This is a genomic window from Vibrio diabolicus (genome assembly GCF_011801455.1).
Lineage (GTDB): Bacteria > Pseudomonadota > Gammaproteobacteria > Enterobacterales > Vibrionaceae > Vibrio > Vibrio diabolicus.
Window position 1 is genome coordinate 2,355,653 of sequence record NZ_CP042451.1, and the last position, 21,689, is coordinate 2,377,341.

General features: G+C 44.5%; 22 protein-coding genes. 12 read left to right on the plus strand and 10 right to left on the minus strand.

Annotation, left to right across the window (positions count from 1 at the left end):
• Window positions 1-2 precede the first annotated feature (2 nt).
• From nagC to asnB, 3 genes are all read left to right on the plus strand, one after another.
• Window positions 3-1,217: a DNA-binding transcriptional regulator NagC gene (gene nagC / locus FR741_RS11150; protein WP_005393050.1), complete on the plus strand. Its 1,215-nt coding sequence runs from the start codon at window positions 3-5 to the stop codon at window positions 1,215-1,217.
• Between the two features lie 81 nt (window positions 1,218-1,298).
• Entirely contained in the window at window positions 1,299-2,888 is a 1,590-nt protein-coding gene (locus tag FR741_RS11155) for a cation:proton antiporter family protein (protein WP_167426808.1), read from the plus strand.
• Window positions 2,889-3,118: 230 nt separating this feature from the next.
• Complete coding sequence (asnB, locus tag FR741_RS11160) at window positions 3,119-4,783, plus strand: asparagine synthase B (protein WP_005393054.1); 1,665 nt, start codon at window positions 3,119-3,121, stop codon at window positions 4,781-4,783.
• 148 nt (window positions 4,784-4,931) lie between these two features.
• On the opposite strand, the gene rfaH is transcribed toward asnB, so the two are convergent.
• Window positions 4,932-5,432, minus strand: coding sequence for a transcription/translation regulatory transformer protein RfaH (gene rfaH, locus FR741_RS11165; protein WP_005393056.1), 501 nt, complete (start codon window positions 5,430-5,432; stop codon window positions 4,932-4,934).
• Between the two features lie 334 nt (window positions 5,433-5,766).
• Here rfaH and FR741_RS11170 point away from each other — a divergent pair, with 334 nt between their 5' ends.
• Entirely contained in the window at window positions 5,767-7,155 is a 1,389-nt protein-coding gene (locus FR741_RS11170; protein ID WP_005393058.1) for a peptide MFS transporter, read from the plus strand.
• 42 nt (window positions 7,156-7,197) lie between these two features.
• Here the strand turns inward: FR741_RS11170 and hemH are convergent, their stop codons facing one another.
• The 3 genes from hemH to htpG all read right to left on the minus strand — a co-directional run bounded on the left by hemH (window position 7,198) and on the right by htpG (window position 11,192).
• Entirely contained in the window at window positions 7,198-8,160 is a 963-nt protein-coding gene (hemH, locus tag FR741_RS11175; RefSeq protein ID WP_074191010.1) for a ferrochelatase, read from the minus strand.
• Window positions 8,161-8,321: 161 nt separating this feature from the next.
• A complete protein-coding gene (adk, locus tag FR741_RS11180; RefSeq protein ID WP_005393061.1) occupies window positions 8,322-8,966 on the minus strand; it encodes an adenylate kinase in 645 nt (214 codons plus the stop codon).
• 321 nt (window positions 8,967-9,287) lie between these two features.
• Window positions 9,288-11,192: a molecular chaperone HtpG gene (htpG, locus tag FR741_RS11185; RefSeq protein ID WP_005393063.1), complete on the minus strand. Its 1,905-nt coding sequence runs from the start codon at window positions 11,190-11,192 to the stop codon at window positions 9,288-9,290.
• Window positions 11,193-11,463: 271 nt separating this feature from the next.
• On the opposite strand from htpG, the gene FR741_RS11190 reads away from it, so the two are divergent.
• Genes FR741_RS11190 through FR741_RS11205 form a run of 4 tightly spaced genes read left to right on the plus strand, consistent with a single transcriptional unit; the run spans window position 11,464 to window position 13,970 of the window.
• Entirely contained in the window at window positions 11,464-12,342 is an 879-nt protein-coding gene (locus FR741_RS11190; RefSeq protein WP_005393065.1) for a transcriptional regulator, read from the plus strand.
• A gap of 10 nt (window positions 12,343-12,352) precedes the next feature.
• Complete coding sequence (toxS, locus tag FR741_RS11195) at window positions 12,353-12,868, plus strand: transmembrane regulator ToxS (RefSeq protein ID WP_005393067.1); 516 nt, start codon at window positions 12,353-12,355, stop codon at window positions 12,866-12,868.
• Between the two features lie 46 nt (window positions 12,869-12,914).
• The gene (locus tag FR741_RS11200) at window positions 12,915-13,670 is read left to right on the plus strand and encodes a sulfite exporter TauE/SafE family protein (protein WP_167426809.1); all 756 of its coding nucleotides are present in this window, start codon (window positions 12,915-12,917) and stop codon (window positions 13,668-13,670) included.
• 21 nt (window positions 13,671-13,691) lie between these two features.
• Window positions 13,692-13,970, plus strand: a complete 279-nt coding sequence (locus FR741_RS11205; RefSeq protein ID WP_005382088.1) for a SelT/SelW/SelH family protein — start codon at window positions 13,692-13,694, stop codon at window positions 13,968-13,970.
• 39 nt (window positions 13,971-14,009) lie between these two features.
• Here FR741_RS11205 and yfcE read toward each other — a convergent pair whose 3' ends face one another.
• From yfcE to FR741_RS11235, 6 genes are all read right to left on the minus strand, one after another.
• Complete coding sequence (gene yfcE / locus FR741_RS11210) at window positions 14,010-14,555, minus strand: phosphodiesterase (protein ID WP_046874268.1); 546 nt, start codon at window positions 14,553-14,555, stop codon at window positions 14,010-14,012.
• Window positions 14,556-14,619: 64 nt separating this feature from the next.
• Complete coding sequence (locus FR741_RS11215) at window positions 14,620-14,829, minus strand: hypothetical protein (RefSeq protein ID WP_005393073.1); 210 nt, start codon at window positions 14,827-14,829, stop codon at window positions 14,620-14,622.
• A gap of 149 nt (window positions 14,830-14,978) precedes the next feature.
• Window positions 14,979-15,386, minus strand: a complete 408-nt coding sequence (locus tag FR741_RS11220) for a CBS domain-containing protein (protein ID WP_005393075.1) — start codon at window positions 15,384-15,386, stop codon at window positions 14,979-14,981.
• Window positions 15,383-15,733, minus strand: coding sequence for a P-II family nitrogen regulator (locus FR741_RS11225; RefSeq protein ID WP_167426810.1), 351 nt, complete (start codon window positions 15,731-15,733; stop codon window positions 15,383-15,385). Before FR741_RS11225 ends, FR741_RS11220 begins: the two co-directional genes overlap by 4 nt.
• On the minus strand, window positions 15,723-16,514 hold the full coding sequence (locus FR741_RS11230) for a DUF1538 domain-containing protein (protein ID WP_046874269.1): 792 nt from the start codon (window positions 16,512-16,514) through the stop codon (window positions 15,723-15,725). Before FR741_RS11230 ends, FR741_RS11225 begins: the two co-directional genes overlap by 11 nt.
• On the minus strand, window positions 16,511-17,245 hold the full coding sequence (locus FR741_RS11235) for a DUF1538 domain-containing protein (RefSeq protein WP_046874270.1): 735 nt from the start codon (window positions 17,243-17,245) through the stop codon (window positions 16,511-16,513). Before FR741_RS11235 ends, FR741_RS11230 begins: the two co-directional genes overlap by 4 nt.
• Window positions 17,246-17,497: 252 nt before the next feature.
• On the opposite strand from FR741_RS11235, the gene FR741_RS11240 reads away from it, so the two are divergent.
• The 4 genes from FR741_RS11240 (at window position 17,498) to FR741_RS11255 (ending at window position 21,687) form a co-directional block, all read left to right on the plus strand.
• Complete coding sequence (locus FR741_RS11240; RefSeq protein ID WP_065645456.1) at window positions 17,498-18,412, plus strand: TIGR01777 family oxidoreductase; 915 nt, start codon at window positions 17,498-17,500, stop codon at window positions 18,410-18,412.
• A 40-nt stretch (window positions 18,413-18,452) separates the two neighbouring features.
• Window positions 18,453-19,280, plus strand: a complete 828-nt coding sequence (locus FR741_RS11245; protein WP_167426811.1) for an SDR family oxidoreductase — start codon at window positions 18,453-18,455, stop codon at window positions 19,278-19,280.
• A 479-nt stretch (window positions 19,281-19,759) separates the two neighbouring features.
• On the plus strand, window positions 19,760-20,614 hold the full coding sequence (locus FR741_RS11250) for a co-chaperone YbbN (RefSeq protein ID WP_048626123.1): 855 nt from the start codon (window positions 19,760-19,762) through the stop codon (window positions 20,612-20,614).
• A 155-nt stretch (window positions 20,615-20,769) separates the two neighbouring features.
• The gene (locus tag FR741_RS11255; protein WP_167426812.1) at window positions 20,770-21,687 is read left to right on the plus strand and encodes an SPFH domain-containing protein; all 918 of its coding nucleotides are present in this window, start codon (window positions 20,770-20,772) and stop codon (window positions 21,685-21,687) included.
• Window positions 21,688-21,689: the final 2 nt, after the last annotated feature.

The window sequence follows — 21,689 nt, forward strand, 5'->3', positions numbered from 1 at the left end:
GCATGAATGGCGGACAGATTGGTAATGTAGATTTAGTAAAACAGCTTAACAGCGCTGCGGTATATAGGCTGATTGATCAGCAAGGTCCTATCTCCCGTATTCAAGTCGCAGATGTGAGCCAGCTCGCACCTGCTAGTGTTACCAAAATAACCCGCCAACTTTTAGAGCGCGGCCTTATTAAAGAGGTCGCCCAGCAAGCTTCAACTGGTGGTCGTCGTGCAATCTCTCTGACCACCGAAGTCAAACCCTTCCACTCTATTGCGGTTCGTTTAGGTCGAGATTACGTACAATTTTGTTTGTACGATTTAGGTGGCACTGCACTTGCGGAAGATCAACACGAACTGCATTACACCAACCAAGCTGACTTGATCGCTGGGCTTATCGATTTACTTAAAGAATTCGTAAACCGTTGCGAAGACAAAATTGATCAGCTCATCGCAATTGGTATTACGCTACCGGGCCTTGTAAACCCAACAACAGGCGTGGTTGAGTACATGCCGAATACCGATATCGATAATCTGGCGCTGGGTGAAATTGTTGGAGAGAAGTTTAATACCGCATGCTTTGTTGGGAATGACGTACGTGGCATGGCGTTAGCGGAGCACTACTTTGGGGCAAGCCAAGACTGTCAGGACTCCATTTTAGTTAGCGTTCACCGCGGTACTGGTGCAGGTATTATCGTTAACGGCCAGGTTTTTCTTGGTTTTAACCGCAACGTCGGTGAAATTGGTCATATCCAAATCGATCCGCTTGGTGAACAGTGCCAATGTGGGAACTTTGGTTGCTTAGAAACCGTAGCAGCGAACCCAGCTATTATCCAACGAGTAAAACAACTGATTGCTCAAGGCTATGAGTCAAGCTTGACTGACCTTGAAAACATCACGATTGAAGCAGTGTGTCAGCATGCAATGGATGGTGACGAACTTGCAAAGCAGAGTTTAGTGCGAGTGGGTAACCAGTTAGGTAAAGCGATTGCAATTACCGTTAACTTGTTTAATCCTCAGAAAATTGTCATTGCGGGCGACATTACTGCCGCACAAGACATAGTCTTCCCTGCCATTCAACGCAATGTCGAAAATCAATCTCTCAAAACTTTCCATAACGACCTTCCTATCGTGGCTTCACACATTGATAAGCAGCCAACGATGGGCGCATTTGCGATGATTAAACGCGCAATGCTAAACGGAGTTTTGTTACAAAAGTTACTTGAAGACTAAGTTTATACAACTAATTGAGTTACAATCTCGGGCTGTGTTTTCACAGCCCGTTTTTGTATATCAGGAATACAGCTCAACAGTATGGAAATTATTCTAATTACAACAGCTTTTTTAGCTGGCTTTATTGCGCTTAAATGTAGCCTCCCTCCCCTCGTTGGTTTTCTACTGGCAGGATTTGGTTTGCATGCATTTGGCTATCAAAGCAATGACGTTATCGTCACTCTTGCAGATCTTGGTGTCACTCTTCTTCTATTCACGATCGGACTCAAGCTTGATGTCAAAACGCTACTGTCCAAAGAAATATGGGGAGGAGCGACCGCCCACAACATACTGTCTACCGCTTTTTTTACACTAGCGCTATCAGGTTTAAAACTACTGGGCTTAACTTCGCTCGCCAGTATGGATAGCGGTCAAATCCTACTTTTAGCTTTTGCACTATCGTTCTCCAGTACCGTTTTTGCCGTAAAAGCATTGCAAGAAAAAGGGGAAATGAACGCCACCTACGGCACACTCGCGATCGGTATCTTGGTTATGCAAGATATTTTTGCCGTGGTATTCCTGACTGCTTCAACCGGCAAAGTCCCAGAATGGTATGCCATTGGTTTGTTCGCATTGCCTTTCCTTCGTCCACTATTCTATAAGCTGTTAGATAAAGTTGGCCACGGCGAAATGCTGGTGCTGTTCGGTATTTTCTTCGCGCTTGTTGTTGGGGCAGGGCTATTCGAACTGGTCGGTATGAAACCAGATTTGGGCGCGCTGATTTTAGGCATGTTACTCGCAGGCCACCCTAAAGCTTCAGAGCTATCCAAATCGCTATTCAATATGAAGGAGCTGTTCTTAGTCTGCTTCTTTTTAAACATTGGCTTGTCCGCTTCATTGAGCGTCAATGGCGTCGTACTCGCCCTACTATTTATCTTACTGCTGCCAATAAAGGGGCTCTTGTACTTCGTCACGATTAATCACTTTAAGTTTCGAGTACGTACCTCTTTGCTCGCCTCTTTATCGCTGTTCAACTACAGTGAGTTTGGCCTTATAGTCGCAGGGTTGGCTTACAAAATGGGCTGGATGCCAAGCGATATGCTCGCTGCGATTGCGGTTGCGGTGTCTGTGTCCTTTATTATTTCTGCGCCACTTAACCGCCTTAGCCACAAAATTTATCAACACTCCGGCAAGTGGCTGCAAGAGACAGCCGCAGAAAAGCTTAACCAGCGTGACCAACTCATTAACCCTGGGCATGCCCAGGTATTGATCTTAGGCATGGGCCGCATCGGGACAGGGGCCTATGATGAATTACGTGCGCGCTATGGCAAAATTTCACTAGGCATAGAAATTCGTGAAGATGCAGCACATCAGCACCGTTCAGAGGGAAGAAACGTGATCGCTGGCGATGCCACAGACCCAGATTTTTGGGAACGAATTTTAGATACAGGTCATGTCAAACTGGTGCTGCTTGCCATGCCTCATCATCAAGGTAACCAAACCGCACTTGAGCAGCTTAAACGCAGAAAATATAAAGGGCAAATAGCTGCTATCGCCGAGTACCCAGATCAGTTGGAAGGTTTGCTGGAAAGCGGAGTTGACGCCGCATTCAATATATACAGTGAAGCAGGTAGCGGTTTTGCTCGACATGTGTGTAAACAACTTGAACCTCAGTTCACACCAATAAAATAAGCAACCATACTAATATTTTTTAAAAGCCTTTCTATCAATAGAAAGGCTTTTTTGTATGGTTTTTATACCAAACCTTGATTCCATTCACCAAACCAGCCATTAAATTAAATAATATTTACACAACAAGGCTTTTTATCATTTTTATAATCACAAAACGTTGCTTTTTTTACTAGTAATGGCAAATTGAAGCCATACCGATTAGAAATTATTTAGTTTAGTAAGGATGTAGTATGTGTTCAGTATTTGGCATTTTAGACATTAAAAGCGATGCAGCCGCATTGCGCCCTATCGCATTAGAAATGTCGAAAAAACTTCGTCATCGTGGCCCTGACTGGTCTGGGATTTACTCTTCAGAGCGCGCTATTTTAGCGCATGAGCGCTTGGCGATTGTTGGTCTAAATAGTGGTGCACAACCGCTATACAGCCCTGATAAAAAGCTCATCCTTGCAGTCAATGGTGAAATCTACAACCATAAAGAAATTCGTGCTCGTTACGAAGGAAAATACGAGTTTCAAACCGATTCAGACTGTGAAGTCATTCTTGCACTGTACCAAGATATGGGTGCAGATCTCCTTGAAGAACTAAACGGTATTTTCGCTTTTGTTCTGTACGATGAAGAAAAAGACGAATACTTAGTCGGTCGCGACCACATTGGCATTATCCCTCTTTATCAAGGTCATGATGAGCATGGCAACTACTATGTTGCATCAGAGATGAAGGCACTTGTTCCAGTATGTAAAACAGTGAGCGAGTTCCCTCCTGGTAGCTACTACAGTTCAAAAGATGCCGAGCCAACGCGTTACTATGTTCGTGACTGGAACGAATACGCTGCCGTTCAAGGTAACACCACCAGCAAAGAAGAACTGACTGAAGCACTAGAAGCAGCGGTTAAACGCCAACTAATGACGGATGTTCCATATGGTGTTTTACTATCAGGTGGTTTAGATTCATCCATCACCTCTGCTGTGGCTAAACGTTTTGCTGCAATGCGAATTGAAGACGATGAAAAGTCAGAAGCTTGGTGGCCACAACTGCACTCTTTTGCTGTGGGTCTAGAAGGCGCGCCTGACCTGAAAGCCGCTCGCGAAGTTGCCGACCAAATCGGTACCGTTCACCATGAAATGACTTATACAATTCAAGAAGGTCTCGACGCGATTCGCGACGTGATTTACCACATCGAAACGTACGATGTGACCACCATCCGCGCATCCACGCCTATGTTCTTAATGGGTCGCAAGATCAAAGCGATGGGCATTAAGATGGTACTTTCTGGTGAAGGTGCAGATGAGATCTTTGGTGGTTACCTATATTTCCACAAAGCACCAAACGCGAAAGAGTTCCACGAAGAAACAGTACGTAAGCTGCTTGCTCTGAACATGTTTGACTGCGCGCGCGCAAACAAATCGCTAGCGGCATGGGGGGTTGAAGGCCGAGTACCGTTCCTTGATAAAGAGTTTATTGATGTTGCAATGCGCCTAAACCCAGCAGATAAGATGTGTGGCAACGGCAAAATGGAAAAACACATTCTACGCGAGTGTTTTGAGCATTACTTGCCAGAGTCGATCGCATGGCGTCAAAAAGAGCAGTTCTCTGATGGCGTAGGTTACAGCTGGATTGATACGTTGAAAGAAGTCGCAGAGCAAAAAGTGACGGATCAGCAGATGGAAACGGCTCAATACCGCTTCCCATACAACACGCCAACCACCAAAGAAGGTTACGTGTACCGAGAAATCTTTGAAGAGCTATTCCCACTACCTTCAGCGGCTGAGTGTGTGCCAGGTGGTCCTTCAGTAGCTTGTTCATCAGCGAAAGCGATTGAATGGGATGAGTCATTCCAAAACTGTGTAGACCCGTCAGGTCGTGCGGTGCAAACCGTCCATAACGACGCTTACTAAGCGACTAAGTAGGGTGTCATGCCCTACTCCTAATCGGTAACCATCGTTGTTTTGCTAAGCTCGCTAAACAGCGTCCCACTGCTGGTGATTACCAGCAAGATTAAAAAAGAGGTGCCAAAGCACCTCTTTTTTTGTTTTTACACATTAGCTATTTCAAGTCTAAATCGCTGTTATCAATACTGACAGGCACTCGTTTAGTGATCATCTGCACTAACATGATTGAGCGTTTCTCACCATCTTGCTCTTGGAAGATAGCATCTATACCAGCAAACTGACCGCTCTTAACTCGGATTTGATCACCTGGTTTTGGCATACACTCAGAAGCGGTATTTTCATTACAGCATTTTTCTAGCTGCATCAATTCAAAGACTAAGTCACCTTGGACTTCTTTCGGTTGAGCACCAAAACGCACAAAATCAACAACCCCTCGAGTGGAGCGGACTGAGGTGAAGTTAGGTCCCTGTTCATAATCAAAGTAAGCAAACACATAACAAGGAAACAGCGGCTCTTCGACTTTTTGTCTTTTCCCGCGCAAAATCTTCTCAACTTCTACAGTTGGATAAAAGCACTCTACACCTTGGTTTTCAAGGTGCTGTTTCGCCCTAACCTGCTCCCCACGTTTACAATAAAGTAGATACCAACGTTTCATCTTTTTTACTAGCCAATTCTATTTTGTTTTTATCCTAGCATTAAGCCCAAGTTGAGTCATTGACATTCAGTTTATCTATAAAAGTATGATTATACATCGCTCGCATTAACGGTATCTTTTCAAGAACTTACGAGAAGAAGTCCATAGACAAAAATGGAAATTAAGTTTGTAGCACAGCCAACACGCCATCATATCATCTGCAAATCCACTCAAAAACAGTCACTTAACAAACAACTTTAGTCGTAAGGCAAAATTTTATTATTTGTCACTCATTAAATTGCAATGTATACGTAGAAGTCGTTAAAAAATGTAATAACTATTATTAGAAGAGCTTATGTCAAACCAACATCAATATTTCGGCCATCCTCGTGGCTTGTTCTTATTGTTCGGTACTGAACTGTGGGAACGCTTTTCTTACTACGCAATGCGCGCCATTCTAGTACTTTACCTTACAGATACAACGATGAATGGCGGCCTTGGCTGGTCAACCAAAGACGCACTAGACCTATACGGTATTTATACTGGTCTTGTGTATATCACTCCTCTTATCGGTGGTTACTTAGCGGATAACTATCTAGGTCAACGCCGTTCAATTTTGCTTGGTGGCGCGTTAATGGCTATCGGCCAGTTTACACTCGCACTTCCTGCTGACGCTCTGGGTATTGGTTCGCTACACAGTTTCTATTTAGGCCTTGGTCTGCTTATCACTGGTAACGGCCTCTTTAAGCCGAATATCTCAACCATGGTTGGCGATTTATATAAAGAGGGTGACAACCGTCGTGACGGTGCATTCACCATCTTCTACATGGGGATCAACTTAGGTGCATTACTTGCAGGCGTCGTTTCTGGCTCTGTGACAACCTCTTACGGTTGGAAAGCCGGTTTTGTGGCCGCAGGTGTAGGTATGATTATTAGCTTAGTGATGCAAATGGTGCTAGCTCAGTCTTGGCTTGGTGACATCGGTCGCGAGCCCGCAGCAAAACGAGATCTAAGCAACAAAAACTCAACCACGAAGCAACCCCTAACGAAAGAAGAAGTAAACCGACTAAAAGTAATTTTGGTCATGAGCTTATTCACTATCGTCTTCTGGGCTGGCTTTGAGCAGGCCGGTGGCCTAATGAACATCTACACTCAACAATATACTGATCGTATGATTGGTGGCTTTGAAGTACCTGCTGCGTGGTTCCAATCGCTAAACCCATTTTTCATTATTACCCTAGCACCAGTTCTGGCGGTCCTTTGGGTAAAACTGGGTAAACGCGAACCTACGTCGCCAGTGAAATTTGCGATGGCACTATTTTTCTTGGCAATTGGCTTCCTATGTATGGTTGGCGCTGTGCTAGAACAAGGTGGAGACACAACGGTAAAAACATCAATGTTGTGGCTGGTGGGTGCTTTCTTCTTCCATACATTGGGCGAACTGTGCTTATCTCCAATTGGTCTTTCACTGGTGACCAAGTTAGCACCGCTTCGCTTAGCTTCACTCATGATGGGTGCATGGTTTGGCTGTAATGCAATTGCAAACTACGTTGCGGGCTATGTGGGATCTCACGTAGGAGAATTGGGCGCAATGGCTATCTTTAGTGGCATTGCCGTCAGCGCTACCGTGAGTGGTGTCATCCTACTTCTATTCTCGAATACGCTCGTTCGCTGGATGCATGGTGCAGAGAATACTCACAGCACAGCAGAACAAGTCGAAGAGCAGCAAGTACAAGTCGCTTAATCGCTCTACAAAAAGGGTCGCTTTTGCGACCCTTTTTTGTACCTAAAGCTTAGAGTGAACTAGCTCAGCCATCATTTCTATATGAAGCTCACTATCGTTCAAACAAGGAATGTAGGTAAAGCTTTCACCACCTGCTTCAAGGAAAATCTCTTTACACTCTTCCGAGATCTCTTCCAACGTTTCTAAACAATCCGAAGAGAATGCTGGTGTCACTACATTGATATTTTTTACCCCTTTTGCAGGAAGTGCCTCTAGGGTTTTATCGGTATAGGGCTGTAACCACTCTTCTCGGCCAAATCGAGACTGATACGTCATACCTATCTGTTGCTCGTTTAACCCTAACGCTTCAGCGAGTAAGCGAGTCGTTTCTTCACAGTGCTGAGGGTAAACATCTCCATTATCAGCGTAACGTTTTGGAATACCGTGATAAGAACATAGCAAGTAGTCTCCCTTACCATACTCTTGCCAATGTTCACGAACTGAATGCGCTAACGCTTCAATGTATTTCGGGTGATTGTAGTAATCCCGAATAAAGCTAAAGCCCGGTATCACGGGCAGGTTTTTAAACGCTTTAGTGATTCCGTCAGAAACCGCTGCCGTTGTTGTGCCCGAGTATTGCGGATACAAAGGTAAAACGATGACTTCTTCTACCCCTTGAGCCAACAGCGCTTCAAAACCTGATTGCAAACTTGGATTTCCATAAGTCATGCCAAGTTCGACTGGCATATCAAGCTTTTGAGCCAACTTTTCTGTTTGACGCTTAGAGTACACCATCAGTGGCGAGCCCTCTTCCATCCAAACTGATTGATAGAGTTTAGCAACCTTGGGAGCTCGGATTGGAAGGATAACGCCGTGCAATAGCGGACACCAAAGCCATCGAGTCATGTCTACCACTCGGTGATCATGAAGAAACTGACTTAAAAAGCGCTTTACGGCAGGAGCGGTTGGTGCGTCAGGAGTACCCAGGTTCACTAGGAGTACACCCTGTTTATTATTCTCTTTCATAACATCCTATTCATGGTAAACGGCTTAGTTCATATACTTAAATAGCCTCACATCGCTGCCACTTGAAGTCATTTAGATATATGTTTACGAGTAAACTAAAAAAAGCGACCACTTGGGTCGCTTTCAATATATCAAAATATTAAATTTTTGACTTCAGCAAATTAAGAGAGTGCTTTCTCGATATCTGCACTAACTTCAGCTACTTGCTTAGTACCATCAAACTTAAGGTACTTAGTGTTGCCTGCTTCAGCTTCTTTACCGTAGTAGTTGATTAGTGGTGCAGTTTGCTCGTGGTAAACACCTAGACGTGCACGTACTGTTTCTTCTTTGTCGTCATCACGAACAACAAGATCTTCACCAGTTACGTCATCTTTACCTTCCACTTTAGGTGGGTTGTAAACAACGTGGTAAGTACGACCAGAAGGAAGGTGAGCACGACGACCAGCCATACGCTCAACAATCACATCGTCTGCAACGTCAAATTCGATAACGTAGTCTACGTCTACGCCCATTTCTTTTAGGCCGTCAGCTTGAGGGATAGTACGTGGGAAACCATCTAGTAGGAAACCGTTTGCACAGTCTTCTTGAGCGATGCGCTCTTTGATAAGACCAAGGATGATTTCATCAGAAACTAGCTGACCAGCGTCGATAACAGCTTTAGCTTGTTTACCAAGCTCTGTACCTGCTTTGATAGCAGCACGAAGCATATCACCAGTAGAGATTTGTGGAATACCGTATTTTTCCATGATGAAGTTTGCTTGTGTGCCTTTACCTGCACCTGGAGCACCTAGAAGAATGATGCGCATGATTTATCCTCTTTAATATTTAAGATTTATACCGAAGCTCACAATAGCTGGGCTTCTTAGACATCAAACCCGAGAAGCACTCGCAACGATAAGTTTCGGTATAACGTATATAGGCGAGCAAAAATACACGCCTTATTACTCACATTCAAGTCGCAGATTCTATCACAGGTTCGCCGCGCAAAGAGTGTATTAAGACTAAAGAATGTTAACGATACCCTCTTTCACGCCCTATTGATTATTAACTCAACACCTGAGATGCAAAATTTTGCGACAACAAACAAAAAGCTCGCGAAATGCGAGCTTTTTGATGTACTGAGGTTATTACACCTTAGTCAAAAGTTTATTAACAGCTCCTAAGAACTCCGTTGGGTCCTCAATTGAGCCTCGCTCTGCAAGCATTGCTTGACCAAGCAGGACTTCTACCCAACGACCAAATGCCTCTTCATCCGCTTCGTCAGCCATGCGCTTAACCAGCTCGTGCTCTGGGTTTAGCTCAAAGATGTACTTCACTTCTGGCACTGCCTGACCCGCCGCTGCAAGAAGCTTCGCCATTTGAGTGCCCATTTCGTAATCGTCCGTTACCACAACAGCAGGTGTAGATGCGAGTTTAAAGGTCGTACGAACTTCTTTCACACGATCGCCTAGGTAAGACTTCGTGCGTTCTACAACCGACTTAAACTCTTCTTCAGTTTCTTTCTGCTTCTCTTTTTCTGCTTCATCTTCAAACTGACTTAGATCGAGCCCAGCTTTTGTGATTGACTGGAACTGCTTGCCGTCAAACTCAGTTAAGTAGTTCATCAGCCACTCATCAATGCGGTCGTACATCAAGATAACTTCAATGCCTTTCGCTTTGAACTGCTCTAAGTGAGGGCTGTTTTTCGCAGCTGCATAGCTGTCTGCCGTCAAGTAGTAGATCTTATCTTGACCTTCTTTCATGCGCTCAACGTAAGCAGCTAGACCCACGGTTTGCTCCGCAGAATCCACTTCAGTTGAAGCAAAGCGCAATAGGCCTGCAACTTTCTCTTTGTTTGCGAAGTCTTCTGCCGGACCCTCTTTCATCACAAGACCAAACTCTTTCCAGAATGATTGGTATTTCTCTTCATCATTCTTAGCCATGCGCTCTAGCATCGTTAGCACACGCTTAGTACAAGCATTACGTAGAGACTGAGTCACTTTGTTGTCTTGTAAGATCTCACGCGATACGTTGAGTGGCAGATCATTGGAGTCTATTAAACCACGTACAAAACGTAGGTAAGACGGCATGAACTGCTCTGCATCGTCCATAATGAACACGCGTTGTACGTATAGTTTCAAACCTGATTTGTGGTCGCGGTTCATCATATCCCATGGCGCTTTAGATGGGATGTAAAGCAAGCTCGTGTAATCGTTTTTACCTTCTACACGGTTATGGCTCCAAACCAATGGATCGGCAAAGTCATGTGATACGTGCTTGTAGAACTCTTGATACTCTTCATCTGAGATATCCGATTTATTACGCGTCCACAGAGCTTGAGCTTTGTTGATTTGCTCCCACTTCTTCTCATCCGTTTCTTTGCCTTCGTCATCGCGAACAACCGTTTGGATGGAAACTGGGATGCCAATGTGATCCGAGTACTTGCTGATCACATCACGTAGACGCCATTCATTTAGGAACTCTTTACCTTCTTCACGCATATGAAGAATGATATCAGTACCACGCGATTCTTTAGTGATGTTTTCGATGGTGTACTCACCTTCACCGGCTGAGTGCCATTGTACTGCTTCATCAGCGGCTAGGCCCGCAGCACGAGTGCGTACGGTGACGGCATCAGCAACGATAAACGCCGAGTAGAAACCAACACCAAACTGACCAATAAGCTGAGAGTCTTTGCTCTGCTCTTCAGACAGTTTCGAGAAAAACTCTGCGGTCCCGGATTTTGCAATCGTACCTAGGTGCTCGATCACATCATCGCGGCTCATACCGATACCGTTATCAGAAATGGTTAAGGTATTTGCGCTTTCATCAAACGACAGTTTCACGCAAAGATCTGCATTACCTTCATATAAGTCTGGGTTAGATAGCGCTTGGAAGCGCAGCTTGTCCGATGCATCTGATGCGTTAGAAATCAGCTCGCGCAAAAAGATCTCTTTATTTGAATAAAGAGAATGGATCATTAAATGCAGTAGTTGTTTTACTTCTGATTGAAAACCACGAGTTTCTTTGTTTTGAGATACGGTTTCGCTCATGTGTGCTCCATAACATCTAAACTAATTGGCTTTTTCATGGAGATAAGTTTGTGACTTTCCCCTTGAAATTACCTTACTGAGATGTCATTTAACATGTGGCTGACAAATGTAAATTCAAGGTCAATATTGCTAAAAACGGTGTTTTTTTAGAAAAATTTAATTATCCTACCAGCCTAAAAGCATCTAAAATGTCGTGCGCACTCCATGCGCTTCGGTAATTTTGTGACATAAATCACTATAATTACAACATCATCCATCTAAGAAGAACTAAATGACTAACATCGGCACCAAATTTCTACTTGCTCAAAGGTTCACCTTTGATCCAAATAGTAATTCGCTCGCTGACCAACAAAACGGCAACGACGTTGTACGATTAGGAAGCAACGAAAGCCGTATACTTCTGATGTTGGCAGAGAGACCAAACGAAGTTTTAACCCGTAACGAGCTTCACGAGTTTGTTTGGCGTGAGCAAGGTTTTGAGGTGGATGACTCAAGCCTGACTCAAGCGATCTCTACTCTGCGTAAGATGTTGAAGGACTCAACAAAATCTCCAGAGTTTGTTAAAACGGTTCCTAAACGCGGTTATCAACTCATTTGTTCAGTGGAACGCTTAAGCCCATTATCTGCTGACTCTAATACTGACGTTGAAGAAGCCACTTCTGAAAATGAAGCGCACGCTGCGGAAATAGAAACAAGTGACGCGCCGTCAACAGAAGCGGCGGCAGACACCACGACTGAAGTAGAGCCTCAAGTAGAACTACCTAAGGCACAGCCAAAACCAGCAGCTAACACTAATAACTGGCTGCCGCGTATGATCGTTCTTTTGTCTCTACTGCTTCCTATTTGTGTATTGCTATTCACCAATCCTGCAGAATCCCAATTCCGTCAGATTGGTGAGTATCAAAATGTACCTGTGATGACGCCAGTGAACCACCCGCAAATCAATAGTTGGTTGCCGTCCATTGAGCAGTGCATTGAACGCTACGTAAAATACCATGCAGAAGATTCAATGCCGGTAGAAGTGATTGCTACAGGTGGCCAGAACAATCAGCTGATTCTGAACTACATTCATGACAGTCAACATTCATATGAGAACGTGACATTGCGTATTTTCGCTGGTCAAAATGACCCAACCGATATCTGTAAATAAGGAGGCCAGAATGAAGATAAAATTAGCATCTGCGGTTTTGGCCGTATCCGTTCTTTTCAGTGGTTGGTTATATTGGGGTAGCGACCTAAAAGTGGAACAGGTCCTCACTGCCAATGAGTGGCAGTCAACCATGGTGACGGTCATTACAGACAGCTTGCCTGACGATCCTGTCGGCCCACTGCGTCGTGTTAATGTTGAATCAAATGTGAAATATCTCCCTAATGGGGACTATATTCGCGTAGCAAATATCAAACTATTCGCTCAAGGTTCAACGGCAGAATCCACGATTAATATCTCGGAAAAAGGGCGCTGGGAAGTAAGTGACAACTATTTGTTGGTTTCGCCTTCTGAGTTTAAAGATATTTCATCTTCTCAATCAAAAGACTTCTCCGAAGCACAGCTACGTTTGATCACTCAAATCTTTAAGCTTGATGCCGAGCAAAGTCGCCGTATTGATGTCGTGAACGAAAAAACGCTATTGCTCACTAGCTTGAACCACGGTTCTTCGGTGCTGTTTAAAAACTAACTTTGATTTGATGATAAGGGGGCAAAACGCCCCCTTTATTTTGCTTATGGATTGGCTAGATACCCTCACCCTCTTTTTCGGCTCACTTATCGCCAATACTCTGGCTTCGCTTTCTGGCGGCGGTGCAGGCTTACTTCAATTCCCTTTGCTCATCTTTCTCGGCTTGCCATTCTCGGTTGCGCTGGGGACACATAAAGTGGCTTCCGTCGCTTTAGGCTTAGGGGCAGCAAGCACACACTTAAAAGCAGGCACAATTAAATGGAAGGTCGCGCTCTACCTTATAGTCTCTGGCAGCATTGGCGTAGTCTTAGGGGCGAACTTAATTGTCCAAATACCTGATGGTATGGCGGAAAAAATGCTAGGGAGCATGATTCTCGCGCTCGGCATCTATTCACGATTTAAGAAATCGTTAGGCCAATCAGAAATAACACGTAACCGTCACCCAATCGGTTGGGTCATCGGCGGTGTCGGACTAATGCTCATCGGTATCATCAACGGGTCGCTGACCGCAGGTTCTGGTCTGCTCGTGACATTATTTTTAGTTCGCTGGTTTGGGTATAACTATAAACAAGCCGTTGCTTACACCATGATTTGTGTCGGCCTGTTTTGGAATGGCATTGGAGGCATTGCCGTCGTCCAAGCTGGCGCTCCGATACATTGGGCTTGGTTGCCTGTTTTATTGTTAAGCTCATTTCTAGGCGGCAGTTTAGGCGCATGGGCCGCGACTCGATACAGCAACCGAGTGATTAAAATTGCATTCGAAATTCTCACGTTTGCCGTGGGTATCAAGTTGCTAGTTTAAACCGATTAAAAGGAAAGTTTCATGGATAAAGCAATCATTGATATTTATTACTGCCGCCAATGCAACTGGATGTTGCGTTCAACTTGGCTATCGCAAGAACTACTGCATACTTTTAGCGAAGAAATAGAAACGATCAGCTTGCACCCAGATACGGGTGGTCGCTTCGAAATTTTCTGCAATGGCCAGCAAATTTGGGAACGGAAAAAAGACAGCGGCTTTCCTGAAGCAAAGGTGCTAAAACAGCGCGTAAGAGACATTATCGACCCAGAACGCGATTTAGGACATTCAGACACAAAATAGGGAGCAATTCGCTCCCTATTTTTTTACTTAGTAAAACCGTTAAATCATGGTTTGTGCTAATACTTCGCCTTCTGGCGTTTTTACCGTTAGCGTATTGTCTTCTAAAGTACCAAAGCTTCTTGGTAAACCATTACGTGGAAATGTCATCGAGCCTGGGTTAAATATAATGGCTCCATCTTGCATCTCTGCGACAGGAACATGCGTATGACCGTGGGCGATGATATCACCTTCACGCAGTGGCGGCCGTTTTTCAGAGTTATACAAGTGACCATGAGTCAAAAAGATTCTCTTGCCAGATTCAAGTAGCACCCACGAGTAATCCATCATCATTGGAAACTTCAATAGCATTTGGTCCACTTCACTATCGCAGTTACCACGCACAGAAATAATTTGCTCACTGTATTGGTTCAATAGCTCCGCCACCTGCGGTGGGTTGTAACCTTCTGGAATCGGGTTTCTTGGCCCGTGGTTTAGCGTATCCCCCAACAAAATCAGGTGCTCCGCACCAGAGGCTAAAAATAGCTCAATAGTTTCTTTAGTTGCTGGCAAAGAGCCATGCAGATCTGAGGCAAAAAATAGTTTCACGACATCGTCTCCTCACAAAGTACGAGGTCATTCTACGGCATTTTTATGACAGCTCAACCAACGACTACTGATAACGCAATGATTCAATGACCATAGGCAAAATATAGAACCATGCGGCATACGCAGTTCCAACCAACACCAGTATCCAAAACACCATCGACATAAATTTTGACTTAGCTAGGTGGTGCAGCGGGTCTGGCTCTCCGCATCCTGGACATGCGTGAGCGCGCTTTGAGATTTGTTTCTCACACACAGGGCAAGAGACTAAAGGCATGATACAAATTCCTCGACAATAGACTTAGGGCGCAAAGAATAATGGTGAATTAACACATATGCAACCTAACATATATTAAATATTTTAGTTCTTTGTAACAGTCGCTGACTTGAGAAAAAATGCGTTGATTTTTCATTTATATCAACCTATTACACTTCTTCTCGCACCATGCCGTTGATGACAATATTGTTATAACTCACCATGCCAATGACCTCCCCATCTTCAATGACCGGAGCTCGGCTAATGCCAAATCGTTCAAATAGGCGCGCACAATATTTCACATTCATATCAGGGTCGACACACAAAGCGGGCTTGGTCATGATCTCATAAATATTCGTGCGCTGTGGAGAGCGATTATTCGCCAGCACCTTTTTGGCGATATCATTCATCAAGACGATGCCATATTCATCGTTGTCATCTCGCTTTTTCACCACCAGCGCTTTGACTTGGTATTTTTTAGCCAACGTTATGCCTTCATAAACTGTCATTAGCCCATCAACCATGACATAAGTAGCCGCCATTACATCTCGAACTCTAATTATCGTTTGACTGCTCATAACTCATCCTCGACCACTTTGGTCAACGTCTCTACTTGATGCGCGACACCGACTGCATCCTCAATATCGATCTGAATAGCAATGCCCTGCCCCGACTCTCGGTCGAACTCACCAACTTCATTGATGGTTTCTAATATGTGTCGAGAAAGGTGCTCCTCAACGACAAACAGCAGCACATCTTTTTGTACTTCCAGCGTTAAGCCAAAAAACGTTCGCTTTTGATTTAAACCTTGTCCACGAGCGTTATTAATCACCGTCGCACCAGTCGCGCCAGATTCGCGAGCAGCGTCCAGTACCTTGTCTGTTTTGCTGTCTTCAACAAACGCAAGTATCAATTTAAAGCGCATTTTCTTCGTCCTCCGAGACATCTTTATTCAGCCATTGGGTTATTTGCGCATAGCCCATCACAGAGATCATAGGAAACAGACTGGCAAAAGCGATCAAGCCAAAGCCATCAATCATTGGGTTTCTTCCTGGGACGGTAGAAGCAAGCCCCAGCCCTAGTGCGGTTACAAGCGGAACAGTGACAGTAGAAGTCGTGACGCCTCCAGAATCGTAGGCGAGCGGAACAATAAGCTTTGGCGCATAAAATGTTTGAATCACAACCACGATGTAACCCGCAATGATGTAATAGTGAATAGGGTCACCGACAACAATCCGATAGCTCCCTAGCGCGATGCCAATGGCCACCCCAAATGCAACGGCCACGCGTAAACCGTTAATACTGATACTGCCACCAGAAACTTGGTTTGCTTTTATCGCTACAGCGATTAGAGAAGGCTCAGCAATCGTGGTACTAAAACCGATAAAAAAGGCGAAGGTATACACCCAATAGTAGTCGACCCACACTAAGGCTTTTCCCACAGAGACTTTAAACTCTTGTAAAAATTCCGGCGCCGTCAGTTGCACGGCCATGGTCTCTCCGAGCGGAAACAGAGCCATTTCTAATCCGAGCAAAAAAAGAGCGAGCCCAAGAATCACATAAACAAACCCAAGCAAAACCTTCTTAAGGTTGTTAACTGGACGCCTTAACACCGCTAACTGAAAACCAAAAATAATGCTGGCGATGGGAATGACATCTCGAACGGTCGATAATAAAGTGTCTAGGAAATGTTCAATTGAAATCATGTTACGACCATTCCGTAAACCATCACAAACATCATCGGTAGTAGCGAGGCAAAAGCGATTAAACCAAAACCATCCACCATGGGGTTGCGCCCTTTAATCGCCGATGCTAAACCAACCCCTAGTGCAGTGACCAAAGGCACGGTGATAGTCGACGTCGTCACACCTCCAGAATCATAAGCAACGCCAATAATGGCTTCCGGTGCAAACCACGTCAGGACTACAACGCCGACGTAGCCGCCGATGATCATGTAATGAATTGGCCACCCTTTTAAGATGCGCAGAACGCCAATAACGATGGCGATCCCCACAGAAAGTGCCACCGTTACTCGTAGCCCTTGTCCATAATCCTGCATCGATTGCTCTGAGTTTGTGATCATCCCTCCTTCTGCCGCAACTTCTGATGCTTCTTCTGCTACGGCCGTTAATGCAGGCTCGGCGATCGTGGTGCCAAAGCCTAGACAAAACGCAAAAACTAACAACCAGAATACGCTGCCTTTTTTTGCAAAGGCTTGAGCCATACTCTCTCCGATAGGAAAAAGACCAAGCTCTAGACCAAAAATAAAAAACGTTAACCCTAAAACCACAAGCAATAAGCCAAAAAGAATGGAGATGAGATTAGGAAGTGGCTCTTGCAAAACAACTAATTGAAAAAAAGTGATAACAACAACGATGGGTAGCAGATCGCGAGCACTATTAAGGAGCGCTCGAAAAAGAGCAACAAATGCTTCCATACCTATCCTCCTTGATGGTGCAAACTGATTACGCTTGTTCCGTTAGCGATGTTTTTAGTCTGGCATAGATTTAGTTCTCCTACCGTGAACGAATTAGCGCCATGCATAACATTTAGTTACATTTTTTCAATATGTGAAGTCAGTAGCCTCGCTACAGGCTTGCCACTATCCTAGAAATAATAGTCGTGAGATGATCAAGCTCAGCACAAAACGACTATAATGTTCTAATACGTGTACATTCAAAGAGATAACATGAAGATATTACTCACAGGTGGCACTGGGTTTATTGGTTCGGAGTTGCTCAAGCTGCTATCCACTCACCAAGTTATGCTACTTACACGCTCTCCAGAGCATGCAAAACAACGCCTCCAACACGCTGATTTGGGTAATATCGAATACCTTAACTCGCTTGAGTCATTCGCCGATCTCAATCACATTGATGCCATAATTAATCTTGCGGGTGAGCCTATCGCAGATAAAAGATGGACCAGTGAGCAGAAAGAAAAAATCTGCAAAAGTCGCTGGAAAATTACCGAACAAATCGTTGAGCTGATCCACGCCAGCACAGAACCTCCCGCTGTTTTTATTAGTGGCTCGGCCGTTGGTTACTATGGCGATCAACAAGACCACCCGTTTGATGAGTGCCTGCATGTTAACAGTGAAGACTTTCCTCACGAGGTTTGTGCAAAGTGGGAGCAAATAGCCAAACGCGCAGAGTCTGAACAAACACGTGTTTGTCTATTGCGAACTGGCGTGGTGCTCGGCCTTAATGGCGGTGCGTTGGCGAAAATGCTCTTACCTTACAAACTTGGCGTAGGCGGCCCGCTCGGGAACGGTAACCAGTACATGCCTTGGATTCACATTCTGGATATGGTCCGCGCCATCATGTACTTGCTTGAAACACCACATGCCCACGGTGCGTTCAATATGTGCGCACCTCACCCTGTGACTAACCGTATCTTTAGCGGCACGTTGGCAAAAACGCTCAAACGACCACATATCTTGTTCACGCCTAAATGGGCAATGGAACTCCTAATGGGTGAATCTTCCTGCTTATTGTTCGATAGCATGAGAGCAAAACCCAAAAAGCTCACCGAACTTGGCTTCAAATTTAGCTACTCCAGAATAGAGCCAGCACTCAAGCACTTGCTTCATGACCGGAGCTGATGAATGATGACCTCATTCAATGTTTCTTGAGGCTTAATTTATGAAAAAGTCGATTCTTATTACGGGTTGCTCAACCGGTATCGGTTACGTGTGCGCTCACGCCCTGCAAAACGAGGGATTTCATGTCATAGCATCTTGTAGGAAAGAGCAAGATGTCCAACGTCTAATTAATGAAGGGCTAACCTGCATCAAGCTAGACCTAAACAGCCCTGAAAGTATTTCTTCGGGCGTGAAGCAAGCATTAGAGCTAGCAGAGGGTAAGCTTTATGCCGTGTTCAATAATGGTGCCTATGGCCAGCCCGGTGCATTGGAAGACTTGCCCACCGAGGCTCTTCAAGCTCAATTTCAGACCAACTTTTTTGGTTGGCACCAGTTAGTCAGAGAAGTGCTTCCTCACATGCGCATACAAGGCGAAGGACGGATAATACAAAACAGTTCTGTTCTTGGCTTTGCTGCAATGAAATACCGCGGCGCCTACAATGCGTCAAAGTTTGCCCTAGAAGGCTGGACTGACACACTACGGCTAGAGCTTGCGGATACGAATATCAAAGTGGCATTGATAGAACCTGGGCCTATCGAAACTCAATTTAGAAACAATGCATTAAAAGCCTTCGAGAAGTGGATTGATATTGAATCCAGCCCTCACCGCCTCGTCTATGAAGGACAAAGAGAGCGACTCAACAAAGACAAATCTAATAATCGATTTGTTTTACCTGCAGAGTCCTGCGTCGCACCTGTTCTTCATGCATTAACTAGCGCTTCACCTAAAATTCGCTATCGAATTACTACGCCGACTAAATTATTCGCAATCTTGAAAAGGTTATTACCAACCCGTGTGCTTGATAAAATTTTGCGACAAGCTGCATAAAAAAGTTTTGTCACAATGTAATTTCATCGTAACAATGTGATGTCATTATGAGCATGTAGGTTAAAAAAACCTCAAGCAAACGAATCAATTTCTACGCAATTCAGTGAGCACTATTCAACCTAAAGTGAATGAGTTGCTTAGATTTGGTATCGCCACCCATTACGTTTTGTAGCAATGTTTTTACTACTGCGAGGCAACAATGACATTAAATCAGCTTAACTGGCTTAGTGTGGGTGTAGTGTTGACCATGTTCATCCTATTTTGATACCGCACTAACAAATAGCATTAGAACTGCGCTGCTTCGGCAGCGTTTTCTTTTTGCCTTACACCTATTCAGCAGTAACACCATTCTCTTACCGCATCCTTTCACAAAATAGAATGATTCATTATTGATGACGATTAGCAACCATCGCTTGAATTTCCCTTAAATCAACTCCATATCTATTATCAACGACAAGACACAAAGCAAGGATACTCTGATGCAATCCCCATTTATCGTTGAGATAACAGAACAGAACTTTCGCGAAACTCTTGAAGGATCAATGAACACGCCCGTTCTGATCCACTTTTGGGCCAATGCTCAACCAGAAAGCGCACAGATACTCCCTGAGTTGCAATCTCTTGCTCAACAGTACAACGGTGCATTTACGCTTGCTTTATTAAATTGTGAAGATCAGCCGGCTCTAGCGTCTCAATTTGGTGTGCAAGTATTGCCAACTATCGCGCTGTTTATAAATGGTCAAGCCGTCGATGGATTGGGTGGCCCTCAGCCAATTGATGCCATTGCAACCATGCTACAAAAGCATTTGCCAAGCCCAGATGAACAGCTATTAAAGCAAGTCAGTGAACTTCTTCAGCAAGGTGAGCATGCTCAGGCTTTAAGCATCATCCACACTTTGCCGCCAGAACTGCAAGAGCGTGGCGATGTGAAACTCGCGATGGCAGATTGTTTATTAGAAACCAAACAATTTGATGTCGCCCAAGAGCTATTGAATGCTATCCCTCTTGAGTATCAAGATAACTACTACAAGAGTCTAATAGCCAAGCTCGAGCTGCATTTGCAGGCTGCAGATAGCCCTGAGTTACAACGACTAGAACAAGCATACGCAGCAGACATGGCAAACTTCGAACTCGCTTGTGAATTGGCGGTACAGTACAACCAAGTGGGTCGTGATGAAGAAGCGCTGGAACTGCTGTGGAATATTCTTAAAAAAGACTTGGGCGCCCAAGACGGTGAAGTGAAGAAGACTTTTATGGATATTCTCAGCGCGCTAGGTCAAGGCAACGCATTAGCAAGCAAATATCGCCGTCAGCTGTATTCGATTCTGTACTAACTCGCTGAAAAGCGAAACTTCAACTAAAGGCCGGATATTCCGGCCTTTGTTATATAAAAAACCAATAACCTCTTAAGGTTCTCAGAACTTCAATTGTCTATTGTCTATAAATAGGTAAAAATGAATCGGACATTATGCACTTAAGGGAATAACTCATGCCAATTGATTCACTGATTACCATCGGTATTTTCGTCGTTCTTGCTGTAATTATCTTATCTTCAGCCATTAAGACGGTGCCACAAGGAAATAACTGGACAGTCGAACGCTTCGGACGCTACACCCATACGCTAAAACCCGGCTTAAACTTGATCATCCCATTTGTTGATAAGATAGGGCAAAAAGTCAACATGATGGAGCGCGTTCTTGATATTCCAGCGCAAGAAGTTATTTCAAAAGACAACGCCAACGTGGTTATTGATGCGGTCGGATTTGTTCAAGTCATCGATGCTGCCAAAGCGGCTTATGAAGTCAACGATTTGGAACATGCCATTAGAAATTTAACTCTCACCAATATCCGTACCGTTTTAGGCTCAATGGAGTTGGACGAAATGCTGAGTCAGCGTGACATGATCAACTCCAAGCTGCTGGCAATTGTTGACCAAGCCACCAACCCGTGGGGTGTAAAAGTCACGCGAATTGAAATAAAAGATGTCCAGCCACCATCCGATCTAACGGCAGCGATGAATGCTCAAATGAAAGCCGAGCGAAATAAACGAGCGGAGATTCTCGAAGCAGAAGGGGTACGCCAAGCTGAAATTTTAAAGGCTGAAGGTCATAAGCAATCGGAGATATTAAAAGCTGAGGGCGAAAAGCAGTCTGCTATTCTCCATGCTGAAGCTCGTGAACGCGCCGCACAAGCAGAAGCAAAAGCGACTTATATGGTTTCTGAAGCGATTGCCAAAGGCGATATGCAAGCCGTCAATTACTTCATTGCTCAGGGCTATACCGAAGCGATCAAAAGCATTGGTCAAGCCGAAAACGGCAAAATCATTATGCTTCCATTAGAAGCGACCGGACTAATGGGCTCGGTTGCAGGGATAGCAGAGATGTTTAAACAACAAGATAAAGAATAACT

What these genes read in the sequence shown, in the direction of transcription:
- nagC (WP_005393050.1), top strand. Translation starts at nt 3, where the DNA reads ATGAATGGCGGACAGATTGGTAATGTAGATTTAGTAAAACAGCTTAAC.
- FR741_RS11155 (WP_167426808.1), top strand. Translation starts at nt 1,299, where the DNA reads ATGGAAATTATTCTAATTACAACAGCTTTTTTAGCTGGCTTTATTGCG.
- asnB (WP_005393054.1), top strand. Translation starts at nt 3,119, where the DNA reads ATGTGTTCAGTATTTGGCATTTTAGACATTAAAAGCGATGCAGCCGCA.
- rfaH (WP_005393056.1), bottom strand. Translation starts at nt 5,432, where the DNA reads ATGAAACGTTGGTATCTACTTTATTGTAAACGTGGGGAGCAGGTTAGG.
- FR741_RS11170 (WP_005393058.1), top strand. Translation starts at nt 5,767, where the DNA reads ATGTCAAACCAACATCAATATTTCGGCCATCCTCGTGGCTTGTTCTTA.
- hemH (WP_074191010.1), bottom strand. Translation starts at nt 8,160, where the DNA reads ATGAAAGAGAATAATAAACAGGGTGTACTCCTAGTGAACCTGGGTACT.
- adk (WP_005393061.1), bottom strand. Translation starts at nt 8,966, where the DNA reads ATGCGCATCATTCTTCTAGGTGCTCCAGGTGCAGGTAAAGGCACACAA.
- htpG (WP_005393063.1), bottom strand. Translation starts at nt 11,192, where the DNA reads ATGAGCGAAACCGTATCTCAAAACAAAGAAACTCGTGGTTTTCAATCA.
- FR741_RS11190 (WP_005393065.1), top strand. Translation starts at nt 11,464, where the DNA reads ATGACTAACATCGGCACCAAATTTCTACTTGCTCAAAGGTTCACCTTT.
- toxS (WP_005393067.1), top strand. Translation starts at nt 12,353, where the DNA reads ATGAAGATAAAATTAGCATCTGCGGTTTTGGCCGTATCCGTTCTTTTC.
- FR741_RS11200 (WP_167426809.1), top strand. Translation starts at nt 12,915, where the DNA reads ATGGATTGGCTAGATACCCTCACCCTCTTTTTCGGCTCACTTATCGCC.
- FR741_RS11205 (WP_005382088.1), top strand. Translation starts at nt 13,692, where the DNA reads ATGGATAAAGCAATCATTGATATTTATTACTGCCGCCAATGCAACTGG.
- FR741_RS11215 (WP_005393073.1), bottom strand. Translation starts at nt 14,829, where the DNA reads ATGCCTTTAGTCTCTTGCCCTGTGTGTGAGAAACAAATCTCAAAGCGC.
- FR741_RS11220 (WP_005393075.1), bottom strand. Translation starts at nt 15,386, where the DNA reads ATGAGCAGTCAAACGATAATTAGAGTTCGAGATGTAATGGCGGCTACT.
- FR741_RS11225 (WP_167426810.1), bottom strand. Translation starts at nt 15,733, where the DNA reads ATGCGCTTTAAATTGATACTTGCGTTTGTTGAAGACAGCAAAACAGAC.
- FR741_RS11230 (WP_046874269.1), bottom strand. Translation starts at nt 16,514, where the DNA reads ATGATTTCAATTGAACATTTCCTAGACACTTTATTATCGACCGTTCGA.
- FR741_RS11235 (WP_046874270.1), bottom strand. Translation starts at nt 17,245, where the DNA reads ATGGAAGCATTTGTTGCTCTTTTTCGAGCGCTCCTTAATAGTGCTCGC.
- FR741_RS11240 (WP_065645456.1), top strand. Translation starts at nt 17,498, where the DNA reads ATGAAGATATTACTCACAGGTGGCACTGGGTTTATTGGTTCGGAGTTG.
- FR741_RS11245 (WP_167426811.1), top strand. Translation starts at nt 18,453, where the DNA reads ATGAAAAAGTCGATTCTTATTACGGGTTGCTCAACCGGTATCGGTTAC.
- FR741_RS11250 (WP_048626123.1), top strand. Translation starts at nt 19,760, where the DNA reads ATGCAATCCCCATTTATCGTTGAGATAACAGAACAGAACTTTCGCGAA.
- FR741_RS11255 (WP_167426812.1), top strand. Translation starts at nt 20,770, where the DNA reads ATGCCAATTGATTCACTGATTACCATCGGTATTTTCGTCGTTCTTGCT.